This window comes from Petrotoga mobilis SJ95, assembly GCF_000018605.1.
Classification (GTDB): domain Bacteria; phylum Thermotogota; class Thermotogae; order Petrotogales; family Petrotogaceae; genus Petrotoga; species Petrotoga mobilis.
In genome coordinates this window covers 613,270-632,457 of sequence record NC_010003.1, presented here as the reverse complement: position 1 = coordinate 632,457, position 19,188 = coordinate 613,270, and the positions used below count along the sequence as shown (strand labels likewise).

The window sequence follows — 19,188 nt, the reverse complement described above, 5'->3', positions numbered from 1 at the left end:
TAATAATTTAGAATTGCCGAGGTGGCGGAATTGGCAGACGCGGCGGACTCAAAATCCGTTGGGGTGGAGAACCCCGTGCGGGTTCAACTCCCGCCCTCGGCACCAATAAAGGGCATGCGTAAGCATGCCCTTTAATCTTTTATTGAAGTCTTACCTAACTTTAATCGATATTTCTTATTGCACAATAAAATCAATTTTTAATTTATTTTCTTCTATTGAACTCACATTTAGTAATAAACCATACTGGCCTTTCAAATTTGGCACATAATTCTGAAAAATAGGAGTTAAATCTACAAAGGCGTAAGTAACATCCCCTGTTCCAATTCGTTCACTTAATTTTTGGAACAATTCATTCTCTGAAAGCTTTGGTTTATCATTAAGAAGTTTTTGAAGCTCATCGGATTTGATTTGTGATACCATCAAGTATTCGTCTTTCCAAACATAAAAAGTATTGGTTAAAATTTCTGTTTGATTATTTTGACTTGTAATTTCAGATTCTATATAAAATTCCATCATGTTTTCACTAGTTTTTTTGTATTTTATGTTATTTTCATTCAAAATAGGTATAATTTCGTCTATTTTAGCGTCAGTTTTCAATTTTAAATAGCTCGCATTAGAAATTGTCGGCATTGCATTGTTACTCGTAGTTAAATCAACGTTAGCTTCCACTCCTTGTGAAAGGGATATTAAATTTTCTACAATTTTGTAATCTACTATTATATTTATGAAATCCGCAAAATTTGTTAAATCTTTTGGGATTAAACCAGAGGTAAAAAATATACTACCCAGGAAGGGATATTCTTGAGCCCCTTTTACAAAGTTTTTATCGATGAATTCAGTTTCTGCAGTTCCATTGCCTCCACCTATTAAGAAGCCATCTTTAACGTAAAAATAGCCGTCTCCTTGATAGTCAGAGGTGTTTATTCTGTAATATAATCCTTTTTTTGTTGGAAGGATTTCTTCAAAATCGGTAACTCCTTTTTCAGAAGAAGAATATACATCTTTATTTTGAACCATTACAAGGTAATTTTGATTTCCGACACTTTGATAGATAGGAGTAAATGAAATCCCGTAATCTTTCAAAGGTTCTAATAGTTTATCTAAATCTGTAGCAAAAGTTTGGGGGTTTTCTAAAGGACCAACGGAGAAGCCAAAAATATAATTATTTTCTTTAGGTTCTTGAACAAAAATCGAGAGATCAACGCTGAGATTATTTAGAAAACTTTCGTAATCTATCTTTAAAGCATTAAAATACATTTGAGCAAGGTTAGAAAGCATTAGTTCGGCGTTAAAAGGTTCTAACAATAAAGTTTTCATAGTTGGCACAGTTTTTAAATCCGTATATGTGCCTTCTAAATCATTTATTAAGACTACCCCTTTGGAATCTGAAGGAACTAATTTTAAAACGTCTTGTGGAAAGATTGTGATACTAAAAACGAAGATTAGTAATAAAAAAGAAAATAAGAATTTTTTCATAATTCGTATAGTGCGATGCTACGCACATTACCTCCTTCTATTTGTTTTTTGATATTGTCTTTATTATTTTACCATAAATTTCCAAAATATTTGAAAACTTTTGTCTACATTTCCATTAGCAAAGCAAACAATAAAAATGATATTTGATAGATAAAACTATTTTCAAAACTGTATATCTCTATTGAAGGCAAGGATACCTTTTTTCTTAAAAATAAGAATGATAGAATACCTGCAGCAAACAGTAAATATTCAGTCAAAATTTTTAAGATAGGTAAGTCAAAAGGGGTAATCTTGAAATAATAAGTTATATATACAACATTTAAAATTACGAAAATGAACATATACCAGTATTGGTATTCAAATTTTTTCTTATTTACATTAAAAGTGTTTAATAATTTATAAAAGTACATCCCGAAGATGAAAATGTTTACCTCGAGAAAATAGGGTAAAGATAAATTGTCTTTGAGGATATAAAGGCTAAAGGGGAACAATCCTCCCAGGTTCATGAGCAAGAACAAAAGTAAAAAAAATGTATCTAAGGATATTTGTGACCCTTGTAGCTCTTTTAGATTTTTTGTGCCGTTTTTTTCGTATATATCTTCGGCTATCATGAATAAGAATCCTTTGGTGAACAAGTGAAAAACTATAAAATATGGGAAAAGAGAAGGTTGGAGTAGAATAACCATCAGCCCATAACTCATCTGAGTCATTGTGGAATAAGCCATAAATTTTTTGATATCGTTTTGTAGCAGTGTAAAGATGGAGGCACAAATAGCAGTTATACCTGCAAAATAGTATAGAAAATTTTTAAGTTCAATGGGCAAAGAGGGTGTGAGTAAAAAAATTATAAATAAAGGAAGTTTAACGATCATACCTGACAATATAGGAGAGATTCCTTTTACAGCCTCTGTATGGGCATCGGGTAACCAACCAGAAAGGAAAAATAGTCCACCTTTAGTTAACAACCCTGTAAGAATAAAACTGAATGCAAAGGTATTAATCCCATTTGAAAGGTTGTAATTGAGGTTCAAAGTGCCTGAGTTTGAATAAAGAATCCCTACCCCTATCAAATAGAAATTTAAGGATACTAAGCTCATCATCATGTACTTCAAAGCTGCCCATATTCTTATTTCATTCTTATCGTATGATAATAAAAGAAAGGTTAATATAGAAGCAAGCTCTAAATGAACGTATATGTTGAAAAAATCTCTACTCATAAAGAAACCATTTATACTTCCTGTCAATAGAAGCCAAAGTGTGAAAAATATATGATCATAATTTTTGTAGATTCTAAAAAAGGTTATTAAAGAGAAAAGATTGAATAAAATTAGTAAGAATTTAATAGTAAAGTTAAAGGTGAATTCGATACCTTTAAGTGCGGAATAATTCCCTACTACAAATGAGCCTTCTTGCAAAATAGTAAGAAACAAGAAAGTGAGTATATATGAGATTGTTACCAATAGAGATGTTTTCTTTTTAAAAAAATAGGTCAGTATGCCAAAAGATATGGGTATTAAGGATACAAGTAGAATCATGCTTTGCTCCTATTTTTATGAGATTTTTTATTGTTTCTTGACTTTCTTTTCAATTTCATCAACTTCAAGGGTCTTGAATTTGGAAGATAAAATCATTGCAAAAACTAACATTAGAGCCAAATTTGCAAATCCAATTACTATAACGGTAAGTAGAAAAGAATGTATGAGGGGGTCAGCGTAACCTTGTAAATGTGTGATGATAATAGGTGAATTTTCATCGTAAGCCAAAAGAACAAAGAAGAGAACAATTCCTTCTTGGAAAACTCCAAGGTTAATAAATATTAAGATAAGATCTTTTTTTACAATAATTCCAAATAAACCAATAAGTATTACTGATAAGGTGAGAATATAGAAAATATTCATAATAACCCCTTATGTTTTAAAAATCTATACAGAATAGTCCATGATCCACCAAAAACTTCGAAATAAATTAAAAAGTTTAGTAAAATGGCGGATCCTCCGCTAGCAAGTTCCCCGGGATATCCGTTTAGATGGAAATTAGAAAAAATAGAATCTCCCCAAGTATATCCTAATAAACCATATATAATTATGAATAAAGGAACCAACATTTTTAACTTCTCGATTTTAGATTTTATAAACAAGTTTTCTATTTCATCTGTTGGTCTTACCAAGGAAACAGCTAGAAAACCTGTTCCTAAAATAGTCCCTGCAGCAAATCCGCCACCAGGGGCTATATGTCCGGTTATCGCAATATAAAGAGAGATTAAAACTATTATTTGAAAAATTATTGGAGTTATAACCTTTATGATTGGTGTATCGTATATTATCTGTTGGTCGTCGGAAGCAACCGTTGGAATTTTCCCTATAAATTCGGAAATACCAATGATTACCACCGTAAAAACTAATATTTCAAAAAAGGTGTCATATATCCTGTAATCAAGAACAATAGCAGAAACCATATTAGTTGATCCATTTTCGGCAAGGATTTCAGAAGGTTCATAGGAACTTTTCATATCTCCAACTTTTAAATTTAATGCAAGAACTAAGAAAATAATGATTGTCAAGGTTAAAACAAGGTATTTTTTCATCCTATATACTTCCTAACAAGGTTTTCATAGTATGCGGTGTCACTTTTTATTTCTTCCAAAAATTTGTCGAAGTCCCTTGCTAAAGATTTATCTCTTCTATAAAAGAGTATCTTGTAACTAGTATCTTTAATAATTTCTATCTTTTTGGATAGTAACGTTTCTTCTTCCATAACCATTTTTCTGAATCTTACGGCGTCAATTATGAAATCATCATCCAAATTTTCAAAGTTTTTTGAGTTTAAGTTTGAAATAAAAATTCCTAAACAAGTTTTGTTAGGTTGGCCAACAGCGTATAATTTTGATAATAAAATACCTTTGGAAGGTATTATGTTTTCAAAATTATTATCTTCTAAAATTATTCCTCCAGCCAGAATTTCTCCGTGGTCATTTATGTTTTCCATAGGATCTTTAGCATCAACTTTTATGAAATCAGCATCCAAACCTTTTCTTTCTAAAAATTCCTTGATCAATTCGTATTCAAATCCGTATAAATTTCCTTCTTTTTCCTCTATCATATAAGGTGTTTCGATGTAATAGACCTTTACCTCAGCGGCCTTTTTTATGGCAATTAGATATATAAAAATAACAAAAGCAGCACCAATGGTTATTTCAACAAAAGCCACATCCGGCGCATTCAGAAGAAAAAATAGTACAGAAGTAGCTACAGAAAAAACTCCGTAGCCTATGATCACGTTAACATAGCTTTTTTGTGATAATATGTATAATGAAAGAACGATTAAACTTAAAAACAAAAAAATTATAGAATAACTCACTTGATTTTTCTGCCCACCTTTTCACCTGATTTTGCAGCGTGATAAGCGATTATTGAGGAGATTGCTGGATTTAAAACTAGAATGAAGATAGATAACATGAGTAATCTTGCCATGTTTTCTGGATATTTGAGCATCAGTGAGATTATAACTGAGATTATTCCTACTGTGTCTGATATCCCGATAGCTTGAATTTTAGAATAGAAATCCTCCATAGTAAACAACCCTAAAGTTCCTGAAAAAAGAAATATAATTCCTATTCCCATTAAAAGGTTGGCAATCATCTTTTATTACCACCTCTCTCCAGGTAAGCTGAAGCTATCAAAACACCCCAGATGTTGAGAATTAAGAATATAATTATAACGTCTAACAGAAAAAGTTGATCAGAGATAAGGGAAAAAACTAACATCAGAATCACCGCTTTTGAAGAAAATGAAGAATAGGAAAGTACCTTTTCCCATTTTGATTTTGACAATATTAATTTAATCAAAATCATAAAAAGAGATATAAAGATGAAAATTTCTAATATATGTATCAGATTATATCGTCCTTCCAAATATTATCTGCCCTATGAGCTTCTTCAGGGTTTGAAGAAACTTTGTGAACTATTAATTTATCATCTTCTTCAAATAAAACAAGTGTTTTAGGAGTTAATGAGATTGAATTTGCTATTGCGGCTTTTTCAAAATCTGATTTTCCTTTAACGTCTATATGAGATAAACCAGAGTACCTTTTTAAGATGATCAAGGGCAAAAAAGCAAATGCATTTTTATACATTTTTAAAAGGCTTCCTAAACTGTACACCAATATTTGTATCGTCCCATAAGTGGTATTTTTAAAAAACAAGTTGGTTATTCTAATTGTACTTATAACAACAAAAACTCCTAATACTAGAGAAAGATCAGAAAAATCATTAATTAGAACGCTCCAAATTGTAAATAAAAAAATGTATGCCATATAAAAACACTACCCTTATTGAAAGGCTGGGTTAGGATTGTGATTTGGAATTGTTTTAGCAATGTAATCTACAATTTCTTCCATTGTTTGTTTTATATCGTTTGTTTCAATTGAAAATCCTGCTGCGCGCGGATGACCTCCCCCACCAAAATTGAGAGCAATCTTTGATACATCTGCCCATTTTTTGGATCTCAACGAAACATGATAAGAACCTTTTTCATATTCTTGAAATACGATGGCGATCTCCACGCCTCTGATGGATCGAAGGTTTTCCACAAATGAAGGGGAATCTTTTGGTAAAACGTTGTATTTAGAGAACATATCCAAGGATAATAAAGAATAAGCAATTTGGCCATTTAAGGCTAGTTTAAGATTGGAAATGACGTCTTTATACAAGTAGATTTGTTCTAATGGTATGTTATCTAATATAGTATTTGAAATATCGCTAATATTTGCTCCTTTTTCAATCAACCCAGTAACATCTTTAAAAACTAAAACGTTGGCATTTTGATATTTAAAGAAGCCGGTATCGGTTGCTACTCCCAATAAATTCATTGTTGCTAGTTCTTTGTCGTATTCAACATTTAAAGAAGTCAAAATTCTGTAAACCATTTGAGCTGTTGAAGCCATCGAAGGGTCTACCCAATTTAAATTTCCAAAATATGTATTTGTTACGTGATGATCGATTAAAAGAACGTGAAAAGCATTTAAATATTTTTCAAATCTTCCTATTCTGTCCGGTGATGAGCAGTCTAAAATTACCATAATATCGTAATTTTTATAAATTATTTTTTCAACATCTTCAAATTTTTTGATCTTCGATTTAACCAAAGGAAATTGTAAAAGATATTCCGGGATTTCATCGTCGATCGCCGCCGTCACTTTTTTTCCTAATTTTTCTAATCCTAAGGTCATCGATACTAAACTACTTACATCATCTCCATCTGGGAGTATGTGGCCTACTATCAAAATATTATCATTTTTACTTATCTCTTCTACAATCTCTTTTAGATTTTCAGACAACTTTTGTCCTCCGTTCTTTTTGATGTTTTATATTAAAATAATTTAATAGCGTTGTATACGACCTTTTCAAACTTTCCCTTTATTTTTTCAGTTATTCTAAGAACATCTTCATGTTTTAGAGGTTGTGGGAGAATACCAGCAGCCATATTGGTAACTGCAGAAAATGAGATAACTTTTAAGCCTACATGATTCGCCGCCATCACTTCTGGTAAGGTTGACATTCCTACTAGGTCTGCTTCATATTTGTCGAACATTCTAATTTCAGAAGGGGTTTCATAAGATGGACCCAAAGTCCATAAATAAGTCCCCTCTTTGAGCTCTATATTATCTTTTTTACATTTCTCGATAACGCTTTTTACCCAATTTTTATCGACAGGCTCAACTAAAGAAGGGAATCTGGGGCCAAACTCATCTAAATTAGGGCCTCTTAAAGGATTTTTGAATGTAAAATTTATGAAATCGACGTCTACCACTATATCACCTGGAGAAAATGTTTTGTTAATTCCACCAGCTGCATTCGTTATTATCAGACCTTTAACTCCTAAATCCTTCATCACATAAATAGGAAAAACAATATCTTTTAGTTCAATTCCTTCATAAGCATGAAATCGTCCTTTTAATATCATGACAGGGATACCTTCTATAGTACCTATGACTAAAGACCCTTCATGTCCTACTACAGTTGATTGTGGAAAAAAAGGAATGTCCTTGTATTCAATCACCTTTGGATTTTCTACCTGGTCCGCTATGTATCCAAGGCCAGAGCCTAATATTAATCCTAAAATTGGTTTTATTTCTGTACTTTCTTTAATATATTGAGAAGCTTTTTCGATTTTAGTGGTCATATGTAAATATGTACCTCCTTAGGGCAAAAAATAAATTTAAAGAGTTAAACTTTAATTTAGATTTCCTATTATTATATGCTTTGATTCATGTGACGTAAGATTGATTACTTTTTCATTAACCAAAATTTCGATCATGTCATCGGTTTTTTTTATTACTTTTAGAGTTAAACCAGGATATATACCTTTGTCCATTATGTTTTTCCGTAATATAGAATCTCCTGAAATATCGTATATTTTTGCAGATTCTGATATATTCAAATCCCAGAGAGAAGTTTTGAAGTCATGAGGCATTTTTTTCTTATAATTTGAAATAAACTTCTTTGCTTCCGTTAATTCTATGGGGTTTCTTTTAAGGAATAACATTAATCCATCTAAAGAAATATAAAAATTATCATTCATGTGGTGCTCAATACCGCAAGACAGGGTATATGCCTCTTCTTTTGAAAGTCCTAATACGTTGACAAAAAAATCTATAAGAATTATGTATCTTCTATAAACCTTTTCGGCATTAAGCAACCCTTTTTCCGTAAGTTTTACATAACCATACCGTTCATGTTTAACGTATCCATGCTTTTCTAGTTTTCTAATAGCTTCAACTGAGGAAGCATCTTTTACGGATAATATTCTTGAAATATCTCTTACTCTTGGTATTTTTCCATCGATATGTAAAATATAAATCGCTCTCAAATAATTTTCCAAACTTTCTGAGATATTTTCAGCCAATATTTACTCTCCTTTTTTCAGTACTTCTCTGATGAACAAGCCAGTTTCCATTCCTGTTTCAATAGTTTTTCCATCACATTCGACTATTGGAAAAGATGAAGTTTTTCCCTTTTTGACTACGGTAGCCTTCTTGCCGTTGTTTAGAATTACCTGGGTTCCTGTTGGGTACAACCCAACTATTGAAAAGAAAACACTTACATAATACGGATCAAAAATTAATCCCGAATATCTTAAGAGAAAACTCATCGCTTCGTATGGGGAGTTCCCTATTTCTATGTAGGAGTCGTAAGCGTCTCCTATTTGTAATATTCTTACCAAAGGACTTATAGCGTTCTCTTTTAATCTCATAAAAATACCAGTTCCGTCGTATCGTTCGTGGTGGGTAGAAATAGCATCTACAATTTCTTTCCCTATATTTTTTTGAATATTTTTTAAGGTTTCATAAGCGGATACAATATGAGATCTGACCGTTACATCTTCTAGGTCTATATAATCAAATATTACTCTTTTTCCTATCAAGCTGTATCCAATGTCATGGAGTAGACACGTTTTTACAAGAGAGTCGAAGAATACATCTGGCATATTCAATTTTGAAGCGATTATTGAGGCAATGATTGATGTATTTATAGAATGAGAATTTAAAGCTTCGCTTCCTATGGCATGAAATAAATTTAATACGACGTCTTCAGTTTTTAAAAATTTCTTATAAATATCTTCTGCAAGAGAATCTAATTCTGAAGGATCGTCTTTTAAATACGTAATATCTTTTACAAATTCAAAATGTTGATGCCATTCATTATATGTTTCCTCTTCTACAATAGGGGGAATATTTTCAAATTCTATGGAAATATTTTCTTCGATCTTTTTTTCAATAAAATCATTTTCATCGTAAACATTTACGGTCTTTATACCGTGACTTCTTAACCTGTTAATGTCAGTTGATTTTAAGACAGTTCCTTTTGGAATTAACAAAAGAGATTCTTTAAAAACATCTTCTGCGACTATTTGACCGGGTTTTAATTCATAAAAAGGGATTTTTTTCATAAAGAACACCCGCCTTCAAGATTTTATTGATTGTTCGGTGAAAGTATCGAAACATATTTATTGTTAGAAAAAATATTGCTTGCCGCTTCAATAACGTTATAAAGTTCAACCTTTTCTATATTTTTTATAAATTCTTCTATCGTCATGATTTTACCATAATTTACATACAAATCTAAAATATTTAAAGCCATAGATAAATTGTTTTCTACCTCTAACGTTAATTTACCGATTAATCTATTTTTCCCGTAATTGAACCATTTTTCGATTTCTTTATTATTCTTAAGATCATCTACAACTTCCTGTATTTTTCTGAGTAGATTTTCCAGGTTTTTATCAGTTGTTGCTGCATAAAATAATAACAATCCAGCTTTCGGATAAGTTTCATAATCTGATGTGACTTCGTAAGCTAAACCTTCTTCTTCTCTAATTCTTGAAAATAGCAGGGAACTCATTCCACTTCCCAGAAAGGTATTGAGTACTAGTGTAGAGTAATAGTATTCATCTAATTTAGAAGGTGCTTTAAATCCTTGAACTAAATAATTGCTAGCTAAATCATTTTTGTATTTTTTGATGAAGATTTCTTTGTCAACTATCGAAGGACTGGTGATGTTATTTTTAAAAGAGTTCAAAGTTTCAATGCTCTTTATTTTGTTGAGTTGTTTCAATACCGAATCCTCATCGAATTTTCCTGATATTATGACCACAGTGTTTTCCGGTTGATAGTATTTGTAGTGGAATTCTTCTATTGTTGATTTTTTTATATTCATAACGGTATCTTTGTATCCCATTATAGGTCTTGAAAAGTTGTCATCATATACATTAGTGTATAAGTTTTCAAATACTATGTTTATGGGGTCATCTTCATATGAAGAGATTTCTTCTAATATTATACCTTTTTCTTTTTCTATATCTTCTTCTTTAAATAAAGGTTCATAAAGAATCTCAGACATGATTTCTAGTGTTTCATTCACTTTTAGAGAAGGTATCTTTGCAAAAAAAACTGTGAAATTCTTTGAAGTGAAGGCATTTAAGACACCACCTACTTCTTCTATTGGTTGTTTTATTTCGAAGGTGTTTTTTCTTTTAGTTGCTCGAAAAGAAACGTGTTCAATGAGATGAGATAATCCTGCATTTTCTTTTGCTTCTTTTGAGGAACCTGCTTTCACACAAAAAAGTACAGAAGCACTCATCATAGAATCCCTGTTGATAAGAATTACATCTAAACCATTGTCTAATATTTCATGAGTATACAAAGTTAGTTTTCCCTCCATGTGCTAAAGAGTTTAAAATCATTTTTCTTAAATATTTTGTTTGGAAAAACAGCAAATTTACGATATTTAATTATACCATAACAATATCAATTATATCTAACATGTAATACAAACAATTGGATGGATAATTGTCCTAAGTAAGAACTTCGAAATTGGCTGTAAATTTTTCTCTGATTGTGTTTTATAAAGCAAGTATTGAAATCGTAAGATATTTTAGGAATAAAATTGGGGAAGGGACGAGGTAAAAAACTCAAGAACTTTTTAATCCTTAGGGGTATGGGGCGGGGAAAGGGTTGCTTTATATAAATTTTAGAACTTCTAAAAACAATATCTATTACTAATATTAATAAAAACATGCGGTTAAAAAGCCGCACGTTTGATTTTTTAATTTTCTTCTTTTAATTGTTTTAATTGGAATTTTCCTTGGTCTTCAACCTTCATTACTTCGACTTTAACCTTATCACCAATTTTAAAGGATTCAAGTTTGTCTTTCAAATTGGATACATGTAACATTCCAACCTTACCGGGTAACACTTCTACAAATATACCGTATTTTTCGACTCTTTTCACTGTACCTTCAAAAATTCCACCTTTTTCTACTTGTGCGATTAAATTTTGAATGTGATTAATAGCTTCATCAACCTTGTTTGCATTATGGCCAGTTACCTTGACTTTTCCATCATCTTCTATATAAACTTCAACATTGTATAATTCGCTGATCTCTTTAATATTTTTTCCACCGGGTCCGATTACTTCTCCTATTTTTGAGACGGGTATTTTAAATACTTTCATTATTGGAACGTATGGAGACAATTCTTTGCGTGGTTGAGGGATAGTTTCATACATCTTATCTAAAATTTTCAACCGTGCTATTTTTGCTTTTTCTAAAGCCTTTTGAAGAACTTCTTTATTAACCTGACTGGTTTTAACATCCATTTGAAAAGCAGTTATTCCATCTCTTGTTCCTGCTACTTTAAAATCCATGTCTCCTAGGTGGTCCTCCATTCCTAAAATATCTGTTAAAACTACGAAATTATCGTTTTCAAAGATCAAACCCATGGCAATACCCGCAACATGTTTTTGGATTGGTACACCTGCATCCATTAAAGCCAAGGAGGCAGAGCATACGCTAGCCATAGATGAGGAACCATTTGATTCTAAAATATCAGAAACGACTCTAATAGTATAAGGGAACTCTTCATCGCTTGGGATAAGGTTTTTATGTGCTCTTTCTGCTAAATGCCCATGGCCAATTTCTCTTCTGCTGACTCCTCTGAGCCTTTTTACTTCACCGGTTGAGAAAGGAGGAAAATTATAATGGAGCATAAACCTCTTTTCTTCGTCGCTGAATATAGTATCAAGAACTTGAACATCCAAAGGAGCACCTAAAGTAACAGTTCCTAGAGATTGAGTTTCCCCTCTGGTAAAAAGTGCAGAACCGTGCACTCTAGGTATCAGCCCTACTTCACAGGTGATATCTCTAATTTCATCACAAGTTCTTCCATCAACTCTTTTGTTCTCGTTAATAATCATTTTTCTCATCGAATCTTGAAGTTTTTCTTCAAAAGCATTTTCTAAGAAACGTTTTTTATCTTCAAAAAAAGCCACACTCCATTTTTCCAAGAAGATTTCTTCAAATTTTTTCATTACGTTCTTTTTATACTCTGATATAACTTTATCCCTGTTTTTTTTACCTTTTGTGAGTAGTACCTTTTTTAACTCTTCTTCGTCTATGAGAGATAGGTAATCTTCAATAAATTCCTCTGGAACTATTTCTTTTTGAACTTCCCATTTTTCAATGTTTAATTCTGAAAGAAACTCTTCTTCAATTGCTATAATTTCTTTTATCTTTTCCTGTGCGAACATCAGAGCCTCTACCATTTCTTCTTCAGAAACTTCCAGTGATTCACCTTCTACCATTGTAACTGCATCTTTGGTTCCTGCAACGACCATGTCAATTTTAGAATTCTTTAGTTGTTCTTGGGTTGGGAAGGCAATGAATTGTCCATCCACGTATCCTATCCTTACTCCCGCAACAATACCATTAAATGGTATAGGTGAAAGATTCAGGGCTAACGAAGCACCTGTTATACCCCATGTTTCTATACTATCGCCATTCAACATTGAAAATACCGTAGTTATTACTTGGACCTCATTGAAAAAATTCTCTGGAAACAAAGGTCTAATAGGTCTATCGATAAGCCTTGCAGCTAATATGGCTTCATCGCTTGGTTTCCCTTCCCTTTTTATAAAACCTCCTGGAATTTTACCAACTGCATAGAATTTTTCTTGAAATTCTACGGTTAATGGAAAGAAGTCCTGACCTTTTACTGTTTCTTCCGAAGCGTCTGCTGTAACTAGTATAGTTGACTCGTTAAAAGTCAGCATCACAGAACCAAGAGACTGTTTGGCAACTTTACCATGTTCAATACGTAATTTTCTGCCAAAAAGTTCTTTTTCCAATACTTTCATTCTCACACCTCCTATAAAAACAAAACGGAGCTTATGCCCCGCTTTTTAAAAAATTTGTTATCAACCTCTTATACCTAATTTATTGATGATTTCTTGATAAACTAAGGGTTTACTTTTTCTCAAATATTTGAGCATCTTTCGTCTTTTTCCTACCATCATCATCAATCCACGTCTACTATGGTAATCCTTTGGGTGTTGTTTCAAATGTTCCGTTAAATGTTTGATTCTAGCAGAAAGAAGAGCTACTTGCACTTCTACAGAACCAGTATCTTTGTCGTTGATTTTAAATTCTTCGATAAGCTCTTCTTTCTTCTCGGGGTCCAATCCTCTAGACATCTTTTCTATAACCTCCTGCAGAATATTCCTTTAACCAAGAAAAGGGGTTACACCCTAAACTGAGTTAAAGGTACTAAACATATTATACAATTATATCTTCATTTTGTCAAATTTATCGATTGAGTTGATGATATTTGGTCTTCATTAACGTACTCGCGAATTGCATGTGAAGCAGCTATAGCTCCATCGGACACCGCAGTTACAATTTGTCTGAGCTCCTTTTTTCTTACATCTCCTACTGCATAAATACCCTTAACTTTTGTTTCCATATTCTCGTCTGTAATTAAGAAACCATATTCGTCAAAATCGAAAAGATCTTTATTTAAAAAGCTTGTTTCTGGCACTAATCCAACGAAAACAAAAACTCCATCGAAAGGTTCTTCATAAACTTCATCGTTTTTTAGATTTTTAATGACCAAACTTTCGACCTTATCTTTGCCTTTAATTTCTTCAATGACCGAATTCCATTTAAACTTTATGTTATTACGAGAAAAGGCTCTATCTTGATAAAGTTTATCAGCTCTAAGTTTTTCTCTTCTGTGAATTATATAAACTTCTTTAGCTATGTTCGATAAATAAACCGCTTCCTCTACGGCTGTATTTCCTCCTCCCACGACAGCAATTTTTTTATTCTTAAAAAAATGACCATCGCACGATGCACAGTAAGAAACACCTCTGGAAGAAAATTCCTCTTCACCTTTAACCCCTAATTTTCGAGGGTAAGATCCGCTTGCTATTATTATTGCCTTTGATTTGATTGTTTTTCCATTTTCCATAACAACCATTTTGTGGAAATCTTCATCCTTATCTGCCGTAAGGCTGTCTATCAATTCTATAACTTTCCCATCATAGAAGTCGGCTCCGAACTGCTCTGCGTGCTCTTTCATCAAAGAAGATAGCTCTTCACCCTTTATCGTTTTAAACCCTGGGTAATTTTCTATAATATCTGTTAAATTCATTTGTCCGCCTTCAATTGCTTTTTCAATTACCAGGGTAGAAGCTCCGCCTTGTAAGGCATATATAGCAGCTGAAATCCCGGCAGGACCGCCACCGATTATTACAACGTCATATTGTTGTTTTATTTCGGATTTTTTGTTAGCCCCTTCAACGTTAAAAAACATCTGAGAACCTCCTTCAACTACTTTATTCAACTGCTTTTAAAACTTCTTCCACAAAACTATTTTCAGGGTAGGCTCCCACAAACTCACCTTTTTTTACCCATTCTTCGCTTTCTTTTACTTCTATCACGGTATGTGGAACGGAACTTACACCATATTCAAAAGATATTCGATCGAATTCGTTAGCTTCTATCATTTCTCCTGTTATATTAGGGTTTAACATAGCGGCTTGATGAGCTGCAAAAACAGCCCTAGGGCAGTATGGACAAGTTGGAGTCACGAAAACTCTGATCCTCATCTTTTTGTCTATTTTAGATAATTTTTCTTTGTTTTCATCGCTGAAAGAGGTCACACTATTATTAGATACAGCGATGAGATTTTGAAGCAGAGTAGTGAACTCATATCCCGAAGGGATCCCATAATATCTAATTCCGTAATCGTTTCCTTCGCTATCTAATATTACCATAGCTGGAAATAAATCTCTTTCAATATCGTAGTTGTTAATTTCTTCAGAATCAGAATGGTAGGTATCAACTTTTATTCTATCATCTAATTCCTTGAGCTCTCCAAGTAACTGTTCAACAATTTCTGAATATTCTCCATCATTTTTGAATAAAAATATTTGAACAGGCTCTGTCAATTCCTCTAAAATTTCTCTTACCTTGTTTTGTGTTTCTTTGTCCATCAATTTTTCCATATTTAAAAACCTCCATCTAATTTAGTGTTGTATATACCCTATATAGGTATATTAACATATTTTGATTTAATCTACTTTAAAATTCTATATGTTTTGTTAATTTTTGATGATTTAACAATCGTTGTAAAAAATAAAAGGATCGACGGTATTATTATTATCATCGGATTTAATATTATGGGGATTGACAAAAATAGTTTATCCATGAAATAATAAAAAGATACGGCGAAAAGAAAAGCTTCAACCCCTCTCATTAGGATTTTTTTTGAGAGAAAATTATTAAAATATGTTTTTTTTGAATAACCGAAAGAGAGAATAGTTATTTTGAATCTTTCATGATATTTTTTTGTAGCCGCGTCAAAAGACCTTAGATAAAATAAGAACAAAATAAAGAATGCAATAATTTCCATTAATATCGTTAAATCGTTTAAATACTTCAAATAAAAACATACCAGCAAAAAAGATGTTAAACCGTACAGGTTAAAATAATCTACGAAATGATAGGGTTCTTTATTTTTCATGATCAAAAGTCTAATAACAGCAAATGCTATTAAAAAACTGATTGCATTGATAAACAAAGACTTTAATAATACCATAAAAATTACCTCAGAATTTTATTCTTTATTTTCTGGATTGCTATCAGAGATTATATCGTTTTTCGAAATGTCTGCCATAGCAGCTACAGAGCTCAATATTCCCGAAATTTCATAAGGCATAAAGACCTTTGTTGATTTCCCGTCTGAGATTGCTTTTAATGCCTCAAAGTACCTTATTGTTATCAAATCTTTTGTAGGATTGCCTTTATGGATTGAGTCGAAAACTTTAAGAATTGCCTCAGCTTCTCCGTCTGCTTCGATACTTAATTTATACTTTTGAGCATCTGCTTTTTTCTTAACGGCTTCCGCTTCACCTTCTGCTTTTAATATTGCAGCATTTCTGTCTCCTTCTGCTCTGGTAATTTGTGATTGTTTGTACCCTTCAGCCTCTAAAATAACAGCTCTTTTCATTCTTTCGGCTTTCATTTGCTTGCTCATTGCATCCATAATATCTTGAGGAGGATCGATCTTTTTGATCTCCACTCTGGTGATTCTTACTCCCCATTTATCGGTGGCTTCATCTAATACTTCTCTGAGTTTTGTGTTGATTCTTTCTCTAGAGGTTAATGTTTGGTCTAATTCTAATTCTCCGATAACGTTTCTTAAATTTGTTTGAGCCAATTTAACAGCCGCCGAAGTAAAATCTCCAACGTTGTAGACTACTCTATAAGCATCAGTTATCTCGTAATATATAACAGCATCAACGGTAACTATAACGTTATCCCTAGTGATAACCTCTTGAGGTGGAACATCTATCAACATTTCTCTTAAATCTACTTTGGTTATTCTTTCTATGAAAGGCATGATGAAATTTAATCCAGAATCAACCTGTCTATGAAATTTTCCTAATCTTTCTACCAAACCTTTTTCGTAAGGGCGGATAATTCTTAAACTCATTGCAGCAATAAAGATCAAAAACAAAACTGCTATTATCAATATTACCAACATTGTTTTTCCCCACCTTTCTTTTTCAAATTGTGGTCACTAAAAAACATTTTATTCCCCCGTCTCTTTTTTTTGATTATTTTCAGATGCATTGATTTTTTTTATATATACAAAATTAGCGGTTTTTCTTGTGATTATAACATCATCGCCCACATTAATAAGATAGTTTTCTTCATCTTCTGGAAATGCTCTCCATTCGTCTCCCTTTATTTTAACTATGATTCTTCCTTCATCGCCAATCTTATCCACCTTAGCTTTCATGCCAACAAATTGATCTTGATAAGGTTTTATAGTAGAAGAGCCTTTGTACATATTTTGTACAATTTTTCTTGTTGAGATCCACAACAAAAAAGAAACGATTAAGAATATTAGCAAATTTAAAACGACCGATGAAATAAATAAAGATGTAATAGCTGCTACTCCAGCTCCTATGGCGAACCATAAAAAGAAAAAAGATGGAAGTATAGCTTCAGCAATCGCAAAAATTATTGCAAAAATAACCCACACACCCCATTGACCCATAATTATCACCTCACGTCATTTGCGTAGCAAATGAGGATTAAGGAATCACCTCAAAAGCATTACGAATAAAGCTTTTTTGCAAAAAAACAGCAAAATTAGATCTTGAAAACTTTTTCAGGGTGGACGATATTTATTTGTATATCTGGGAATTCTTTATTCAATTCTTCTTTGGCTGACTTAATTTTGCTGTTGTACCTACTTGAGACATGGTATATAATAACTCTCTTAGGCTTGGAAATGTTAATTAAATTTTTTAATTCTGCTAGAGAGGTATGGTTTCTAATTTTTCTATCCTTTTCATCAAAAAAGGTACATTCATGAAGTAGCGTTCCACAATCTTTTGCGAAATTGGGGGGAATAGGTAGCGAATCCCCGCTTATGGTTAATATGTTAGCAGTATAGTTTTCTAGGATGTCTTCTTTTTTATTGATTATTAAATCTTTTATTTCTGACTCTTTTAGTTCTCTGTACTCTTCTTTTAATCTTTTTCTTTGTTCTAAAATTTGGTAACCAAAAGAGGTTTCCCCAGGGGTATGTCTTGTTTTAAATGGTTTTATAAACCTTTTGTTGTTAAGAGGGATCGTGTCAGATAACGTTATTTCCCTAAAATCTATTTCGTATCTCAATCTTTTATTCATTTTACCTATAAATTTTAAATATTCATTAATATTTTCCGATCCCTGTGGATAGTAAATTTCTAGTTTTTTATTTCTGTTCCCCATAGCGTTATTGCGAGTATTAACGATTCCCCACAATCCTGCTATATGATCTACGTGAGAGTGTGTTAAAATGATCTTTTCAATTCCATATATTTTGTTTCCTAACTCTGCACTAACCCCTTCTCCAGCATCGAAAAGTATTCTATCTGGTTTGTAAAAAACCCAAGTCGTATACAATGCCTTTGATCTTATTAAAAACTCCAACTATCACAACTCCCATTGAAATTTGTTAGTTTTCTGGTTTTATTTCAACCTTTATTTCCCCTCTCACGCCTTGAGGAAGTTTGACTTTTAAAGTGTGAGTTCCTAATTCTTTTATGTTTACCTTTTCATCAAACCAAGTTCTGTCAAACTTTTCATCAAGTAATTCCTCTATTTTTTCAGAAATATCTTGAGCTGTTACCGCACCAAAAAGTTTGCCTTTTTCTCCTGCTTTTGCTTTTATTTCTATTTTTGTACCCTTTAATTTTTCTAAAATTTCTTCGCTTCTTTTTCTTAGATTTTCCTTCTTTTTGTCTTCTATTTTTTTGCTTTCTTCAATGTGCTTTATATAACCTCCGGTTGCTTCAGCAGCCAAATTCTTTGGAATCAAATAATTCCTTGCGTATCCATCAGAAACTTCTTTTATTTCACCCTTTTTCCCTAATTTAGCTACATCTTCCAGCAACAATACTTTCATCTGTCAAAACACCCCTTTGTACAATTTTATCATAATTAGGTAAAAAACATATCTTCAAAAAAAATAGATAGAGGAATCCCTCTATCTATTGTATTTATAACATGAATTGTAGCCTCACTCGTTCACGTAAGGGACTAACATCATTTTTCTTGCACGTTGTATCGCTGTTCGAACCATTCTTTGATGTTTGGCACAATTTCCATTTATTCTTTTTGGAAGGATTTTTCCTTTATCGTTCATAAACTCTTTTAATTTTCTGACATCTTTGTAATCAATATATTCAACATTATCCCTGCATAATTTGCATTTTTTTATCCTTTTTCTTTCTTTTTTAACGTAAGCCATTTTATTTAAAACCTCCGTTTTTCTCATTTTTTATTTTCGTTCTAGTTACCCCTTTACCTAAAAAACTTA

Annotated in this window: 23 protein-coding genes and 1 tRNA gene; 1 reads left to right on the top strand and 23 read right to left on the bottom strand. The window is 32.2% G+C overall.

Going from position 1 to position 19,188, the window contains the following annotated elements; translation table 11 throughout:
* The first annotated feature begins 15 nt into the window (after positions 1-15).
* Positions 16-105 (top strand) — tRNA-Leu (locus PMOB_RS03005).
* Positions 106-174: 69 nt separating this feature from the next.
* On the opposite strand, the gene PMOB_RS03000 is transcribed toward PMOB_RS03005, so the two are convergent.
* The 23 genes from PMOB_RS03000 to rpsR all read right to left on the bottom strand — a co-directional run bounded on the left by PMOB_RS03000 (position 175) and on the right by rpsR (position 19,119).
* On the bottom strand, positions 175-1,476 hold the full coding sequence (locus PMOB_RS03000; RefSeq protein ID WP_012208419.1) for a hypothetical protein: 1,302 nt from the start codon (positions 1,474-1,476) through the stop codon (positions 175-177).
* A gap of 104 nt (positions 1,477-1,580) precedes the next feature.
* Positions 1,581-3,011, bottom strand: a complete 1,431-nt coding sequence (locus PMOB_RS02995; protein WP_012208418.1) for a complex I subunit 5 family protein — start codon at positions 3,009-3,011, stop codon at positions 1,581-1,583.
* Between the two features lie 27 nt (positions 3,012-3,038).
* Entirely contained in the window at positions 3,039-3,374 is a 336-nt protein-coding gene (locus tag PMOB_RS02990) for a cation:proton antiporter subunit C (RefSeq protein WP_012208417.1), read from the bottom strand.
* Positions 3,371-4,060, bottom strand: a complete 690-nt coding sequence (locus tag PMOB_RS02985) for an MnhB domain-containing protein (protein WP_012208416.1) — start codon at positions 4,058-4,060, stop codon at positions 3,371-3,373. Before PMOB_RS02985 ends, PMOB_RS02990 begins: the two co-directional genes overlap by 4 nt.
* Positions 4,057-4,833 (bottom strand): Na(+)/H(+) antiporter subunit B, encoded by a 777-nt coding sequence (locus tag PMOB_RS10195; protein WP_012208415.1) that lies wholly within the window; start codon positions 4,831-4,833, stop codon positions 4,057-4,059. The genes PMOB_RS02985 and PMOB_RS10195 overlap by 4 nt, the downstream gene beginning before the upstream one ends.
* Positions 4,830-5,114: a cation:proton antiporter gene (locus PMOB_RS02975; RefSeq protein WP_012208414.1), complete on the bottom strand. Its 285-nt coding sequence runs from the start codon at positions 5,112-5,114 to the stop codon at positions 4,830-4,832. Before PMOB_RS02975 ends, PMOB_RS10195 begins: the two co-directional genes overlap by 4 nt.
* Entirely contained in the window at positions 5,111-5,326 is a 216-nt protein-coding gene (locus PMOB_RS11140) for a monovalent cation/H+ antiporter complex subunit F (protein ID WP_121959715.1), read from the bottom strand. The genes PMOB_RS02975 and PMOB_RS11140 overlap by 4 nt, the downstream gene beginning before the upstream one ends.
* Positions 5,327-5,364: 38 nt before the next feature.
* A complete protein-coding gene (locus PMOB_RS02965; RefSeq protein ID WP_012208413.1) occupies positions 5,365-5,787 on the bottom strand; it encodes a Na+/H+ antiporter subunit E in 423 nt (140 codons plus the stop codon).
* 15 nt (positions 5,788-5,802) lie between these two features.
* The gene (locus PMOB_RS02960; RefSeq protein ID WP_012208412.1) at positions 5,803-6,810 is read right to left on the bottom strand and encodes a DHH family phosphoesterase; all 1,008 of its coding nucleotides are present in this window, start codon (positions 6,808-6,810) and stop codon (positions 5,803-5,805) included.
* A 32-nt stretch (positions 6,811-6,842) separates the two neighbouring features.
* Positions 6,843-7,655: a purine-nucleoside phosphorylase gene (locus PMOB_RS02955; protein ID WP_012208411.1), complete on the bottom strand. Its 813-nt coding sequence runs from the start codon at positions 7,653-7,655 to the stop codon at positions 6,843-6,845.
* Positions 7,656-7,706: 51 nt separating this feature from the next.
* Positions 7,707-8,378 (bottom strand): metal-dependent transcriptional regulator, encoded by a 672-nt coding sequence (locus PMOB_RS10190; protein WP_012208410.1) that lies wholly within the window; start codon positions 8,376-8,378, stop codon positions 7,707-7,709.
* Positions 8,379-8,381: 3 nt separating this feature from the next.
* Entirely contained in the window at positions 8,382-9,422 is a 1,041-nt protein-coding gene (locus tag PMOB_RS10185) for an HD-GYP domain-containing protein (RefSeq protein WP_012208409.1), read from the bottom strand.
* Between the two features lie 23 nt (positions 9,423-9,445).
* Positions 9,446-10,675, bottom strand: a complete 1,230-nt coding sequence (locus PMOB_RS02940) for a M16 family metallopeptidase (RefSeq protein WP_012208408.1) — start codon at positions 10,673-10,675, stop codon at positions 9,446-9,448.
* 402 nt (positions 10,676-11,077) lie between these two features.
* Positions 11,078-13,165 (bottom strand): polyribonucleotide nucleotidyltransferase, encoded by a 2,088-nt coding sequence (locus PMOB_RS02935; RefSeq protein ID WP_012208407.1) that lies wholly within the window; start codon positions 13,163-13,165, stop codon positions 11,078-11,080.
* A gap of 60 nt (positions 13,166-13,225) precedes the next feature.
* A complete protein-coding gene (gene rpsO, locus PMOB_RS02930) occupies positions 13,226-13,501 on the bottom strand; it encodes a 30S ribosomal protein S15 (RefSeq protein ID WP_012208406.1) in 276 nt (91 codons plus the stop codon).
* Between the two features lie 98 nt (positions 13,502-13,599).
* On the bottom strand, positions 13,600-14,622 hold the full coding sequence (trxB, locus tag PMOB_RS02925) for a thioredoxin-disulfide reductase (protein ID WP_012208405.1): 1,023 nt from the start codon (positions 14,620-14,622) through the stop codon (positions 13,600-13,602).
* Positions 14,623-14,644: 22 nt separating this feature from the next.
* Positions 14,645-15,316 (bottom strand): protein disulfide oxidoreductase, encoded by a 672-nt coding sequence (gene pdo / locus PMOB_RS02920; protein WP_012208404.1) that lies wholly within the window; start codon positions 15,314-15,316, stop codon positions 14,645-14,647.
* Positions 15,317-15,387: 71 nt separating this feature from the next.
* Entirely contained in the window at positions 15,388-15,909 is a 522-nt protein-coding gene (locus PMOB_RS02915; protein ID WP_012208403.1) for a hypothetical protein, read from the bottom strand.
* Between the two features lie 18 nt (positions 15,910-15,927).
* A complete protein-coding gene (locus tag PMOB_RS02910) occupies positions 15,928-16,857 on the bottom strand; it encodes an SPFH domain-containing protein (protein WP_012208402.1) in 930 nt (309 codons plus the stop codon).
* Between the two features lie 48 nt (positions 16,858-16,905).
* Positions 16,906-17,376 carry an NfeD family protein gene (locus tag PMOB_RS02905; protein ID WP_012208401.1) on the bottom strand — a complete coding sequence of 157 codons (471 nt, stop codon included), beginning with the start codon at positions 17,374-17,376 and terminating at the stop codon, positions 16,906-16,908.
* A gap of 95 nt (positions 17,377-17,471) precedes the next feature.
* Entirely contained in the window at positions 17,472-18,299 is an 828-nt protein-coding gene (locus PMOB_RS02900) for an MBL fold metallo-hydrolase (RefSeq protein ID WP_012208400.1), read from the bottom strand.
* Between the two features lie 25 nt (positions 18,300-18,324).
* Positions 18,325-18,774, bottom strand: coding sequence for a 50S ribosomal protein L9 (gene rplI, locus PMOB_RS02895; RefSeq protein ID WP_012208399.1), 450 nt, complete (start codon positions 18,772-18,774; stop codon positions 18,325-18,327).
* A 114-nt stretch (positions 18,775-18,888) separates the two neighbouring features.
* A complete protein-coding gene (rpsR, locus tag PMOB_RS02890; protein WP_012208398.1) occupies positions 18,889-19,119 on the bottom strand; it encodes a 30S ribosomal protein S18 in 231 nt (76 codons plus the stop codon).
* Positions 19,120-19,188: the final 69 nt, after the last annotated feature.